Raw genomic sequence first — 12,896 nt, forward strand, 5'->3', positions numbered from 1 at the left:
TCGATCCCGTAAGACACCCACTTAAACCGACTCGATCTTCGGATGATCGATCGCGTGTCCGAATTGCACGTATTGTTACTCACTAGATCGTGATCATTCTCTAAAGGACCCCGGGTTCGCTGCCGAAGACGACTGTGACCTTGAAAGCACGGTTCGTCCCGGCTTCCTCCCCACAAGCCCCGCGAGCCGGCTCCCGTCCCCCACCCAGGAGGCCTGGTGTCCGTTCTCCTCGAGCAGCCCGCAAGCCTGGTCGCCTACCGCCCGAACAAGCCCACCGCCATGGTGGTCGTGGCCGACCCGCGCGTCCGCTCCACCGTCACCCGCCATCTGTGGGCGCTCGGTGTGCGCGACGTCATCGAGGCCTCGTCCATCGCGGAGGCTCGTCCCCGCATCGGCAACCCCCGCGACATCTGTGTCGCCGACGTCCACCTGCCCGACGGCTCCGGCCTCACCCTGCTGTCGGAGACCCGCGCCGCGGGCTGGCCCAACGGGCTCGCCCTCTCCGCCGCCGACGACATCGGCGCCGTGCGCAACGCCCTCGCGGGCGGTGTGAAGGGCTACGTCGTCACCGGCACCCGCACCAACCTCGGCCTCCCCAGCCGACCCGGTGCCGCCCCCATGGGCTCCGCCGCCCGTCTGCACCGCCGCCCCCCGGGTGCCCCGAGTCACCCGGGCGGCTACCGCGAGCTCTCCGGCCGCGAGGTCGAGGTGCTGCGACTGGTCGCGGAAGGCCAGTCCAACAAGGCGATCGGCGTCTCGATGGGACTGTCCGCGCTGACCGTCAAGAGCCACCTCGCCCGCATCGCCCGCAAGCTCGGCACGGGCGACCGTGCCGGGATGGTCGCGGTGGCCCTGCGGACCGGCATCATCCACTGAGACCCCACCCGGCACCCGGGGTCTCCCCCGGGAACGCCCGTGACCCCCGGCCCGGCTTCTCCCGTCTCTGCCCGGTTTCTTCCCGACCCCTTCCCCTTCGTTCACCGTCCTGACTGGTTTACGACCCTCCGGCGCCCGCCGACGGAACGTTCCGTCGGCGGGCGCCGTCGATACACAGATACCCTTGACAGGTGACCGACGCCCAAGAAACCGCAGCAGCCAGTTCACTGCGAACCACCGGAGGCGCCCCTCCGGACGACGGCGGATCAGCTGATTCCGGGGCGCCGACACCTTTGCTCGAACCGCGCGAGGGCATTCCTCCCGTGATCGCCGACGAGGCCGCCCTCGCCGAGGTGATCGCCGCCTTCGCCGCCGGTACCGGCCCCGTGGCCGTGGACGCCGAGCGCGCCTCCGGCTACCGCTACGGACAGCGCGCCTATCTGGTGCAGCTGCGTCGCGAGGGCGCCGGCACCGCGCTGATCGACCCCGTGGGCTGCCCCGACCTCTCCGCGCTCGGCGAGGCCCTGTCCGGCGTGGAATGGGTACTGCACGCGGCCACCCAGGACCTGCCGTGTCTGCGCGAGATAGGCATGGTGCCGACGCGGCTGTTCGACACCGAGCTGGCCGGACGGCTCGCCGGATTCCCGCGGGTCGGCCTCGGCGCGATGGTCGAAGGAGTACTGGGCTTCGTCCTCGAGAAGGGTCACTCCGCGGTGGACTGGTCCACCCGGCCGCTGCCCGACCCCTGGCTTCGGTACGCCGCTCTCGACGTCGAGCTCCTGGTCGACCTGCGCGACGCGCTGGAGAAGGAGCTGGACCGGCAGGGCAAGCTGGACTGGGCCCGCCAGGAGTTCGACGCCATCGCGTCCGCCCCGCCCGCCGAGCCCCGCAAGGACCCGTGGCGTCGTACGTCCGGCATGCACAAGGTGCGCCGGCGGCGGCAGCTGGGTGTGGTGCGGGAGCTGTGGCAGACGCGGGACCGGATCGCGCAGCGGCGGGACGTGTCGCCGGGCAAGGTGCTGTCGGACGCGGCCATCGTGGAGGCGGCGCTGTCGCTCCCGGTGGACGTGCAGGCGCTGGCCGCGCTGAACGGGTTCGGGCACCGGATGGGCCGACGACAGCTGGAGCAGTGGCAGGCGGCGGTCGACCGGGCGAGGGCGCTGAGCGAGGCGCAGCTGCCGCAGCCGGGGCAACCGGTGGCGGGCCCGCCACCGCCGCGGGCCTGGGCCGACAAGGACCCCGTGGCCGCGGCGCGGCTGTCCGCGGCGCGGGCCGCTGTCTCCGCGCTGGCCGAGGAGCTGAACATGCCGCAGGAGAACCTGATCGCCCCGGACGCGGTGCGCCGGGTCTGCTGGGAGCCTCCGGCGGCCGACGAGGCAGCGGTTGCCGACGCGCTCGCGTCGTACGGGGCGCGGCCGTGGCAGGTGGAGCAGGTCGCTCCGGTGCTCGCTGCGGCGCTGGCCGGGCAGAGTGCCTGACCGCCGCGGACCCGCCCGGGGTGCCTGAGCACAACCGCAGAGGCACAGCAGCCGCACGAGGGTGCGCGGCGTGCGCGGCGCACGCGGTTACCTCGTCGCTCCTCTCATGAAACCGTTGTAGATGTATTTCTGGAGCGCGAGGAAGACGATCAGGGTCGGCAGGATGACCAGCACCGCTCCTGCCGAGATCGTTTCCCAGTGGGCGGCGTAGGGGCCCTTGAAGCGGAACAGGGACGTCGAGATCACGCCAAGATCTTGTGAGGGCATGTAGAGGAAGGGGATGTAGAAGTCGTTGTAGACGGCGATCCCCTTCACGATCACGACCGTCGCGATCGCCGGTTTCAGCAGCGGAAAGATGATTTTCCGGTAGATCGTGAACGCGTTGGCGCCGTCGAGGCGGGCGGCCTCGTCCAGGGAGATCGGGATCGAGCGCACGAACTGCAGGAAAATGTAGATCGAGACGATGTCCGTACCCATGTAGAGGGCTATCGGGGCCCAGCGGGTGTCGAACATGCCGAGGCTGTGGACGATCTGGAAGGTGGCCACCTGGGTGGTCACCCCGGGGACCAGCGCGGCGATCAGGAACAGGGCGATCACCAGTTTCCGGAAACGGAAGGTGAACCTGTCGATCGCGTACGCCGTCATCGACCCGATGAGAACGGTTCCGCCGACCGAGACGACGAGGATGAAGGCGGTGTTGCCGAACGCCGTGAGCATTCCGCCGTCCTGGAACGCCGTCACGTAGTTGTGGAAGTTGAGCGGGTCGCGCGGCAGTGTGAGCGCCCCGCTGCCGTTCGCCGTCTCGTTCTCGGTCTTGAGCGAGGTCAGCAGTACGACGCCCAGCGGGAGCAGGACGACCAGCGTCGCGGCGATCAGCGACAGGTACACGAGGGCACGGGCCACGGCACGGCGTGTCATACGAGGTCCACCCTGTCGTCGGGGACGAGACGTCGCTGCACCCAGGTCACCAGCAGGATGATCAGCAGCAGCACGACCGCCGCCGCCGAGGCGAGCCCCGTCTTGTTGAACTGGAAGGCCAGCTTCACGGTCTGGATCACGAAGGTCTCGGTACCGGTCGCCCCGCCGGTCATGATGTACGGGATCTCGAAGGCCGAGAGGGAACCGGAGACGGACAGGATCACCGTCAGGGTCAGCACCGGCTTGATGCCGGGCAGGATGATGTAGCGGAACTGGTGCCAGCGGCCGGCGCCGTCCAGTTCGGCCGCCTCGTACAGCTCCCCCGGGATGGACTGGATCGCGCCGAGGAACAGGACGAAGTTCATACCGAGGTAGCGCCAGATCGAGACTCCGGCCAGCGAGGTGTTCGCCGACGCCGGGGTGCCCAGCCAGGCGTGGTCGGTGTGATAGCCGAAGAGGCCGAGGACCGTGTCGAAGGTGCCGCCGTCCTGGAAGAAGTAGAGGAAGACGAAACCGATGGCCACGCCGTTCACCAGGGACGGGAAGAAGAGCACGCCCTTGAAGAAGTTCCGGAAGCGGATGCTGAAACTCAGGATCGTCGCGAAGTAGAGCGCGGCGACGATCTGGATCACCGAGGCAACCAGGTAGTAGCCGCTTACCCAGAAGACCTGGAAGAGGTCCTCCCTGGTGAAGATCTCCGTGTAGTTCTCGGCGCCCGTGTAGTGCAGTTCGGGGCTCACGCCGTCCCAGTCGGTGAAGCTGTAGGCGACCATGTTGGCGATCGGCGCGTAGGTGAACGTGATCAGCAGGACGAGCGGGGCGAGCAGGAACAGCCAGGGGGTCAGCAGCCGCCAGGTGCGCGCCCGGCGCGGGGCCGGGCCGGGAGCGCCGCGTTTCGAAACCGGTTTCGCGGCCTCGGAGTTCGTCTGCTCGGCGCGGGGCGCCGGGAGGTGCGTGTGCGCGTGCGCCATCAGTCGCTCACGGTCGCTTGCGTCTCGGTCCACTTCTTGCCGAGTCCGCCGAGGAAGTCGTCCAGGCTGCCCTTCTTGGCGCCGCGGGCCAGGTCGACCAGATCCTGGCGGTACTCGGGCTTGTAGATGCCGACCTCGGACTCGTCGTCGATCAGCTTGACCTTCGCGCCCGCCGCGTCGTCCAGCTCGATGAGCTTGACGCCCGCCTCCTCGTACGGCTTCAGCACCTCGGGCATGGGCGCGTCCTTGAGCGGGGAGATCGCCAGGTTGTCCTTGTCGTAACCGGACTTGTCGGTGAACCAGTCGATCCAGGCGCGGGCCGCCTCCTTGTGCGGGGAGTGGACGTTCACGGCCTGGTTGTAGTCGGGGCCGACCGTCGCGCAGAAGGTGCCGTCCGTCTGGGCGGGAAACGGCATGAAACCGATGTCGTCCGGGTTCACGCCGGCCTTCTTCGCGGCGTCCTGGAACTGGATGATCGCCCAGGTGCCGAGCCACTGGGTGGCGATCTCGCCCTTGGCCGTCCGGGGTTTGGACTCTTCCCAGTTGCTGGTCGTCGGGTCCTTCTCGGCGAGGCCCTGCTTGACGATGTCGTGCAGCAGGGTGTCCCCGACGCGCAGGTCGGCGTTCTCGGCCCAGGGGTCGTCCTCGGCGAGTTTCGTGGTCGCCTGCGGGTCGCAGTGCACGGAGCCGTCGACGTACGTCCACGAGGTCAGGGGCCACTGCGCGGCGAAGTTGGTGTAGTAGGGGATCGCGTCGGTCTTCGCCTTGATCGCCTTCAGGTCGGCGAGGAACTCGGCCGGGGTGGTGGGCCATTCGGCGACCCCCGCCTCCTTCCAGACCCGCTTGTTGTAGACGAAGCCGGGCATCACACCGACCGGGCTCTGGCCGTAGACCTTGCCGTCGACGGTGGTGAAGTCGGTGAAGCGGTACTTCTTGCCGCGTTCGGCGGCGGTGCCGAGGGAGGCGAAGAACTTCGGATAGTCGTTCTTCTTGATGACCGCGGGGATCAGCAGGACATCACCGTAGTCGTCCGTGTTCATCCGGATCTTGATCTCGGCCTCGTAGTTGGTGAGGGCCTGGAACTCCACCTTGACCTTGGGATAGGTCTTGTTGAACTCGGCGGCGTACTTCTTCATCGTGCCGTCCTGCACGAGGTCGGTGCGCACGGTGAGGACCGTGATGGTTCCGCTGACCTCGGCAGGGTCGTCGGGCGCCTTGGCGTCCGCGCCTTTCGCGCTGCCTCCGGTGCCGGTGCAGCCCTGGAGCAGCAGGGCGGCTCCGGCGACCGTGGCGAGGACCGTGACTGTACGGCGGTTCATGTGCATCACTTCCGTTCTCGGGATGTTCTCGGGACGGACGAGCACGTGCGGGTTGGTCGAACACGAGTGGTTTGGTCGAACACGAGCGGGTTGGCTGATTCGGCACTCTGGCAGCGCTTCCCTCAACCGGTAAAGTCCGATTCCCGCCAACGATGAAGAAGTGGCGCTCAGTTGTGGGCTTGACCGGTTTAGGGAGTGCGCATGCTGGAGGCCTCACCGCTCGACGACGGATGGCACCTGCGGCACGAGGGAAAGCCGTTCCCGGCCGTGGTGCCGGGCTGTGTGCACACCGATCTGCTCGCCGCCGGGGTGATCCCGGACCCGTTCATCGGCCTGGGAGAGAAGGAGGTCGCGTGGGTGGGCCGGCGCGAGTGGACGTACGAGAGGGAGTTGCCGGCCGGGCCGTCCGGGCACGAGCAGACCGACCTGGTCTTCGACGGACTCGACACGGTCGCGGAGATCACCCTGAACGGTCAGCCCCTCGGCCGGGTGCGGAACATGCACCGCTCGTACCGCTTCGACGTGACGGGGCTCGAGGGGCCGCTGGCGGTCCGGTTCGTCTCGGCCTACGTCGAGGCGGAGGCCGTGCGCGGCAAGGTCGGTGACCGTCCGTCCCCCTACACCGAGCCGTACCAGTACCTCCGCAAGATGGCGTGCTCGTTCGGCTGGGACTGGGGGCCCACCCTGGTGACGGCCGGGATCTGGCGGCCGGTGCGGGTGGAGCGCTGGTCGACGGCGCGGCTGGCCCGGGTGCGCCCGCTGGTGACCGTCGAAGAGGGCGTCGGGATCGTCGAGCTGCGGGTGGAGGTGGAGCGGACCCGGGTGGAGGCCGGGCTCACGCTGGAGGCCCGGGTGGCGGGACGGTCGGCGCGCGCCGAGGTGACGGGCACCGGCGGTGTCGTGCGTGTCGAGGTGCCGGACGCCGAGCTGTGGTGGCCGCGTGGATACGGCGGGCAACCGCTGTACGAGGTCGAGTTGACCCTGCATCACGGGAGCGCGCCGCTCGATGTCTGGCGGCGGCGCGTCGGGTTCCGCAGCGTCGTGCTGGACACCTCCGCGGACGCTCACGGAACCGGCTTCACTCTCGTGGTGAACGGGGAGCGGCTCTTCGCCAGGGGCGTGAACTGGATCCCGGACGACGTGTTTCCGTCCCGGGTGACCCGGGAGCGTTACCGGAAGCGGTTGCGACAGGCGGCCGACGCCGGCGTCGACCTGGTCCGGGTCTGGGGCGGCGGAATCTACGAGAGCGAGGACTTCTACGACGCCTGCGACGAACTGGGGCTGTTGGTGTGGCAGGACTTCCCTTTCGCGTGCGCGGCCTACCCCGAGGAGCAGCCGTTGCGGGGCGAGGTGGAGGCGGAGGCCCGCGAGAACGTCGTCCGGCTGATGCCGCATCCGTCGCTCGTGTTGTGGAACGGCAACAACGAGAACCTGTGGGGGTTCAGGGACTGGGGATGGGAGGAGCGGCTCGGCGGGGACTCCTGGGGCGAGGGGTACTACCTGGGTGTGCTTCCGCGTGTCGTGGCCGAGCTGGATCCGACGCGGCCGTACACGGCGGGAAGCCCGTGGTCGGGGTCGTGGGAGCACCATCCCAACGACCCGGCGCACGGCACGCACCACTCGTGGGACGTGTGGAACCGGCAGGACTACGCCGAGTACCGGAGCGAAGTGCCGCGGTTCGTGGCCGAGTTCGGCTGGCAGGCGCCGCCCGCCCACGCGACTGTGCTGCGGGCGCTGCCCGGCGAGGAACTCGCGGCGGACTCCCCCGGCATGCTGCATCACCAGAAGGCCGAGGACGGCAACGGCAAGCTGGAGCGCGGCCTCGCACGCCACTTCGCCGTACCGGAGGACGATTTCGACCGCTGGCACTACCTCACGCAGGTCAACCAGGCGCGCGCCGTGGCGACCGGGATCGAGCACTGGCGGTCGCACTGGCCGGTGTGCGCGGGCACGATCGTCTGGCAGCTCAACGACTGCTGGCCGGTGACGTCCTGGGCGGCGATCGACGGGGACGGGCGGGAGAAACCGCTGTACCACGAGTTGCGGCGGCTCTATGCGGACCGGCTGCTCACCTTCCAAGTGCGCTGCGGCGAACTGGTGTTGGCCGCCGTGAACCAGTCGGGTGAGCCGTGGACGGGGACGTTGTCGTTGCGGCGGATGTCGGTGGAGGGGGAGGTGCTCGGCACGTCGAGCGTGGAACTGGCGGTCGGTGCACGGGCGGTGGGCGAGGTACGGGTGCCGGCGGGCCTGGAGCCGGGCGGGGCGAAGGAGTTCCTGGTGGCCGACGCAGAGGGTTCTCCCGGGTCGGGCGAGGCCGCGGGCGAAGGAGGTCTGCGGGCGGCGCACTTCCCGGTCCCCGACCGTGACATCCCTTACCCGCAGCCGCAGTTCGAGGTGACCGCGGCCCCGGGGAGCGTCACGGTGACGGCCCACACCCTCGTACGGGATCTGCTGCTCCAGGCCGACCGGCTGGGACCGGGGGTTCGGGCCGACCGGGGGCTCGTGACCCTGCTGCCCGGGGAACGGGTGACCATCGGGGTCGAGGGCTGGGAGACTCCGGATGCCGCCGCCGCCCGGGCCGCGCTGTACTGCCAGGAGCCCGCTCGATGACAGCCTCCCCGTCGTCCCGCGTCACCATAAAGGACGTGGCGGCGCGCGCCGGCGTGTCCAAGGGTGCCGTGTCGCTCGCCTTCAACCGCAAGCCGGGGCTGTCGGAGGCGACCCGGGACCGGATCTTCGCGGCGGCGCGGGAGCTGGGCTGGGAACCGAACCTCACGGCACGCTCGCTGTCGAGTTCGCGCGTGGACGTGGTGGGGCTCGCGATCTGCCGGCCGGCCCGGATGCTGGGCCTGGAGCCGTTCTACATGGAGTTCGTCTCCGGGGTGGAGAGCGTGCTGACCGAGCACTCCTGTTCGCTGCTGCTGAGGCTGGTGCGCACCGTCGAGGAGGAGGCGGGGCTCCTGGAGTCCTGGTGGCGGGGGCGGCAGATCGGCGGCTCGATCCTGGTCGACTTCCGGGCCGACGATCCCCGGGTGGCGGCGGCCGAGCGGCTCGGGATGCCCGTGGTCGCGGTCGGGCACCCCACGCTGACCGGGAGCCTGACGTCCGTGTGGACCGACGACGCGACGGCGGTGACGGAGGCGGTGCGCTATCTCGCGGCGCTCGGGCACCGGCGGATCGCACGGGTGGGAGGCGCGGCGGCGCTCGGGCACACGGTGATGCGGACCGCGGCCTTCGACGCGGCGGCGCGGACGCTGGGCCTGGCCGGGGCGTGGCAGGTCGCCACGGACTACTCCGGGGAGGCGGGGGCACGGGCGACGCGGTCGATGCTGACCGCCGCTCCGGCGGACCGGCCCACGGCAATCGTTTACGACAACGACATCATGGCGGTGGCCGGGCTGGCCGTGGCGGCCGAGATGGGGCTCGGCGTGCCGGGCGATGTCTCGCTCCTCGCCTGGGACGACTCCCAGTTGTGCCGACTCACCCATCCGACGCTCTCCGCGATGAGCCACGACGTGCACGGTTTCGGAGTGGAGGCGGCGCGGACACTGTTCGGCGTGATCACCGGGTCGGGCCCCGGATCGCATCCGGTGCCGACGCCCGTGCTGACACCACGGGGCTCGACGGCGCCGCCGCGGGGTTGAGTGCGAGGGTGACTTCGGCCCCGTCCGGGGTGTGACGTTCGCCGCTTGGCCCTCCGGGACTGGGCAGCTACGTTACCCACAAGTAGCATGGGTCCTGAGCGCGCGCTCAGCGCTTGCGTGTCGCAGCAGTGCCATCCCGCACCTGGAGGAGAGCCATCGTGCCTCGTACCGTCAGGGACGTCGTCTTCGTCGACGGCGTCCGTACCCCGTTCGGCAAGGCGGGCCCGAAGGGCATCTACCACGAGACCCGGGCCGACGACCTCGTCGTGAAGGCGATCCGGGAGCTGCTGCGCCGCAACCCCGGCCTCGACCCGAAGAAGATCGACGAGGTCGCCATCGCCGCGACCACGCAGATCGGCGACCAGGGCCTGACCCTCGGCCGCACCGCCGGCATCCTGGCCGGTCTGCCGACCTCCGTACCCGGCTACTCCATCGACCGCATGTGCGCGGGCGCTCTGACGGCCGTCACCGCGGTCGCCGGCTCCGTCGCCTTCGGCGCCTACGACATCGCCATCGCCGGCGGTGTCGAGCACATGGGCCGCCACCCGATGGGCGAGGGCGTGGACCCCAACCCGCGGTTCGTCAGCGAGAAGCTGGTCGACGAGTCCGCCCTGTTCATGGGCATGACCGCCGAGAACCTGCACGACCGCTACCCGCAGATCACCAAGCAGCGTGCCGACGAGTACGCCGTGCGCTCGCAGGAGAAGGCCGCCAAGGCCTACGCGAACGGCAAGATCCAGGCCGACCTGGTGCCGGTCTCGGTCCGCCGCACCAACCCGGACGCCGGTGAGACGGGCTGGGGCCTGGTCACCGCCGACGAGCCGATGCGCCCGGGAACGACGCTGGAAAACCTTTCCGGCCTCAAGACCCCGTTCCGTGTCCACGGCCGGGTCACGGCCGGCAACGCGGCCGGTCTGAACGACGGCGCGACCGCTTCCCTCATCGCGTCCGAGGACTTCGCCCGCGAGCACGACCTGCCGGTCAAGATGCGCCTCGTCTCGTACTCCTTCGCGGGTGTCGAGCCGGAGGTCATGGGCTACGGCCCGATCCCGGCCACGGAGAAGGCGCTGGCGCAGGCCGGCCTGTCCATCTCCGACATCGGTCTGTTCGAGATCAACGAGGCCTTCGCCGTCCAGGTGCTGGCCTTCCTCGACCACTACGGCATCGCGGACGACGACGAGCGCGTCAACCAGTACGGCGGCGCGATCGCCTTCGGTCACCCGCTGGCCTCCTCCGGCGTCCGTCTGATGACGCAGCTGGCCCGCCAGTTCGAGGAGCAGCCGCAGGTCCGCTACGGCCTGACCACCATGTGCGTCGGCTTCGGCATGGGCGCCACCGTCATCTGGGAGAACCCGCACTTCGAGTCCGCCGGAGGCGACAAGTGAGCACCACCGAACTCCTGAAGGGCGCGGCCGAGCTGTTCCCGGACGAGGTCGTCACCCAGGCGCACGTCCGTCACCTGGACCTGCCGTTCGGCGCCGGGCGCTTCGCCCTGATCACGCTGGACAACGGTTTCGACCACACCAAGCCGACCACCTTCGGCCCGCAGTCCCTCGCGAACCTCGACTCCGCGATCGACCAGGTCGAGAAGGAGGCGGCGGCCGGCGAGATCGTCGGTGTCGGCGTCACCGGCAAGCCGTTCATCTTCGCCGTCGGCGCGGACCTCAAGGGCGTCGAGCTGCTCAAGGAGCACAAGGACGCGCTCGCCATCGGCAAGGGCGGCCACGAGGTCTTCAAGCGCCTGTCGGGCCTCGCGGTGCCGACCTTCGCGTACTACAACGGCGCCGCGATGGGCGGTGGCGTCGAGGTCGGCCTGCACTGCTCGTACCGCACGGTGTCCGCCGCGCTGCCCGCCTTCTCGCTGCCCGAGGTCTTCCTCGGTCTGGTCCCCGGCTGGGGCGGCTGCACGCTGCTGCCGAACCTGGTCGGCGCAGACAAGGCCGTCTCGGTGATCATCGAGAACTCGCTCAACCAGAACAAGCAGCTCAAGGGCGTGCAGGTCTACGAACTGGGCATCGCCGACGCCCTGTTCGAGGGTGCGGACTTCCTGGAGCAGTCGCTGCTCTGGACGGCCTCCGTCCTCAAGGGCGAGATCGTCGTCGACCGCCCGGTGATCGACCGCGGTGAGGCCTGGGACCAGGCCGTCGCGCGCGGCCGGTTCGTCGCGGACAGCAAGGTGCACGGCGCGGCCCCGGCCGCCTACCGCGCCCTCGACATCATCGCCGCCGCCAAGAACGGCGACCTTCAGCAGGGCTACGACGCCGAGGACGTCGCGCTCGCCGACCTGATCATGGGTGGCGAACTGCGCGCCGGTATCTACGCGTTCAACCTGGTGCAGAAGCGTGGCAAGCGCCCGGCCGGCGCCCCGGACAAGTCCCTGGCGCGTCCGGTCACCAAGGTCGGCGTGGTGGGCGCGGGCCTGATGGCCTCGCAGCTCGCGCTGCTGTTCCTGCGCCGTCTCGAGGTGCCGGTCGTGCTGACCGACATCGACCAGGAGCGCGTCGACAAGGGTGTGGGCTACGTCCACGCCGAGATCGAGAAGCTGCTCGGCAAGGGCCGCATCAACCAGGACAAGGCCAATCGCCTCAAGGCCCTGGTGACCGGTGTCCTGGACAAGGCCGAGGGCTTCGCCGACGCGGACTTCATCATCGAGGCCGTGTTCGAGGAGATCGGCGTCAAGCAGCAGGTGTTCGCGGAGGTCGAGGCGGTCGCCCCGGCGCACGCGATCCTCGCCACGAACACCTCCTCGCTGTCGGTCTCCGAGATGGCGTCGAAGCTGAAGAACCCCGAGCGGGTCGTGGGCTTCCACTTCTTCAACCCGGTCGCGATCCTGCCGCTCCTGGAGATCGTCCGGGGCGAGCAGACCGACGACGCCTCGCTGGCCACGGCCTTCGCCGTCGCCAAGAAGCTGAAGAAGACGGCCGTTCTGGTGAAGGACGCCCCGGCGTTCGTCGTGAACCGCATTCTCACCCGTTTCATGGGCGAGGTGCAGAACGTCATCGACGAGGGCACCCCGGTCGCGGTGGCGGAAAAGGCGGTGGAACCGCTCGGCCTGCCGATGTCTCCGCTGGTGCTCCTCGAGCTGGTCGGTCCGGCGATCGGTCTGCACGTTTCGGAAACGCTCAACCGGGCGTTCCCGGACCGTTTCACGGTCTCCGCGAACCTCGCGGCCGTCGTCAAGGCGGGCAAGCGCGGTTTCTACGTCTACGACAGCGGCAGGCCCGAGCTGGACCCCGAGGTCTCCGCGCTTCTGCGGCAGGGCGACACCGTCCTGACCGAGGAGCAGGTGCGGGCGCGCGTCCTGGACGCGGTGGCGCAGGAGATCGGGCTCATGCTCGACGAGGGTGTCGTCGCCGAGGCGCAGGACATCGACCTCTGCCTGATCACGGGCGCGGGCTGGCCCTTCCACCTGGGCGGCATCACGCCGTACCTGGACCGCGAGGGTGTCTCCGAGCGCGTGAACGGCAAGAAGTTCCTGGCGCCGGGCGTGGCCTCGGTTCCGGCGTAACCGTCGTCACCGCCGCAGCCGTCCTGCGCCTGCGGACATGAAGAGGGCCTCCGCCACCGGCGGAGGCCCTCTTTGCTGCGTTCCTGCGTTTCCGCCGGCCTGTCCGGCCCCGGAGCGCCGCGCCTTCCGTTCGGCGTGGCGGTCGCCTTTCACGGCGGGTCGTTCGACTTGTTCGACTGCTC

At 69.7% G+C, this 12,896-nt stretch carries 9 protein-coding genes; 6 read left to right on the forward strand and 3 right to left on the reverse strand.

All coding sequences use genetic code 11. The features are described from left to right. The first annotated feature begins 216 nt into the window (after positions 1 to 216). Both OHU34_RS10645 and OHU34_RS10650 read left to right on the forward strand, forming a co-directional pair. Positions 217 to 876 carry a response regulator transcription factor gene (locus OHU34_RS10645; protein ID WP_020125228.1) on the forward strand — a complete coding sequence of 220 codons (660 nt, stop codon included), beginning with the start codon at positions 217 to 219 and terminating at the stop codon, positions 874 to 876. Positions 877 to 1,067: 191 nt separating this feature from the next. Beyond that, complete coding sequence (locus OHU34_RS10650; protein WP_142266632.1) at positions 1,068 to 2,354, forward strand: ribonuclease D; 1,287 nt, start codon at positions 1,068 to 1,070, stop codon at positions 2,352 to 2,354. A gap of 87 nt (positions 2,355 to 2,441) precedes the next feature. Here OHU34_RS10650 and OHU34_RS10655 read toward each other — a convergent pair whose 3' ends face one another. From OHU34_RS10655 to OHU34_RS10665, 3 genes are read right to left on the reverse strand one after another with little or no spacing between them, the layout of a single operon-like run. Further along, positions 2,442 to 3,272 (reverse strand): carbohydrate ABC transporter permease, encoded by an 831-nt coding sequence (locus OHU34_RS10655; protein ID WP_020125226.1) that lies wholly within the window; start codon positions 3,270 to 3,272, stop codon positions 2,442 to 2,444. Next, positions 3,269 to 4,243: a carbohydrate ABC transporter permease gene (locus OHU34_RS10660; RefSeq protein ID WP_142266631.1), complete on the reverse strand. Its 975-nt coding sequence runs from the start codon at positions 4,241 to 4,243 to the stop codon at positions 3,269 to 3,271. The genes OHU34_RS10655 and OHU34_RS10660 overlap by 4 nt, the downstream gene beginning before the upstream one ends. Continuing rightward, positions 4,243 to 5,562 carry an ABC transporter substrate-binding protein gene (locus OHU34_RS10665; RefSeq protein WP_142266630.1) on the reverse strand — a complete coding sequence of 440 codons (1,320 nt, stop codon included), beginning with the start codon at positions 5,560 to 5,562 and terminating at the stop codon, positions 4,243 to 4,245. Before OHU34_RS10665 ends, OHU34_RS10660 begins: the two co-directional genes overlap by 1 nt. Before the next feature lie 201 nt (positions 5,563 to 5,763). Between OHU34_RS10665 and OHU34_RS10670 the strand changes: the two genes are divergently transcribed. From OHU34_RS10670 to OHU34_RS10685, 4 genes are all read left to right on the forward strand, one after another. Beyond that, on the forward strand, positions 5,764 to 8,172 hold the full coding sequence (locus OHU34_RS10670; RefSeq protein ID WP_405766030.1) for a glycoside hydrolase family 2 protein: 2,409 nt from the start codon (positions 5,764 to 5,766) through the stop codon (positions 8,170 to 8,172). Then, positions 8,169 to 9,206: a LacI family DNA-binding transcriptional regulator gene (locus OHU34_RS10675; RefSeq protein WP_142266628.1), complete on the forward strand. Its 1,038-nt coding sequence runs from the start codon at positions 8,169 to 8,171 to the stop codon at positions 9,204 to 9,206. The genes OHU34_RS10670 and OHU34_RS10675 overlap by 4 nt, the downstream gene beginning before the upstream one ends. Positions 9,207 to 9,364: 158 nt before the next feature. Next, positions 9,365 to 10,591 (forward strand): acetyl-CoA C-acyltransferase, encoded by a 1,227-nt coding sequence (locus tag OHU34_RS10680; protein WP_054243388.1) that lies wholly within the window; start codon positions 9,365 to 9,367, stop codon positions 10,589 to 10,591. Then, entirely contained in the window at positions 10,588 to 12,714 is a 2,127-nt protein-coding gene (locus OHU34_RS10685; RefSeq protein ID WP_142266627.1) for a 3-hydroxyacyl-CoA dehydrogenase NAD-binding domain-containing protein, read from the forward strand. Before OHU34_RS10680 ends, OHU34_RS10685 begins: the two co-directional genes overlap by 4 nt. Positions 12,715 to 12,896 lie beyond the last annotated feature (182 nt).

The sequence above is a fragment of the Streptomyces sp. NBC_00080 genome (assembly GCF_045041255.1).
Lineage (GTDB): Bacteria > Actinomycetota > Actinomycetes > Streptomycetales > Streptomycetaceae > Streptomyces > Streptomyces coriariae.

Excerpts from the sequence above, each read along its gene's own strand:
- OHU34_RS10660 (WP_142266631.1), bottom strand. The coding sequence starts at position 4,243 with ATGGCGCACGCGCACACGCACCTCCCGGCGCCCCGCGCCGAGCAGACG.
- OHU34_RS10675 (WP_142266628.1), top strand. The coding sequence starts at position 8,169 with ATGACAGCCTCCCCGTCGTCCCGCGTCACCATAAAGGACGTGGCGGCG.
- OHU34_RS10670 (WP_405766030.1), top strand. The coding sequence starts at position 5,764 with ATGCTGGAGGCCTCACCGCTCGACGACGGATGGCACCTGCGGCACGAG.
- OHU34_RS10655 (WP_020125226.1), bottom strand. The coding sequence starts at position 3,272 with ATGACACGCCGTGCCGTGGCCCGTGCCCTCGTGTACCTGTCGCTGATC.
- OHU34_RS10665 (WP_142266630.1), bottom strand. The coding sequence starts at position 5,562 with ATGAACCGCCGTACAGTCACGGTCCTCGCCACGGTCGCCGGAGCCGCC.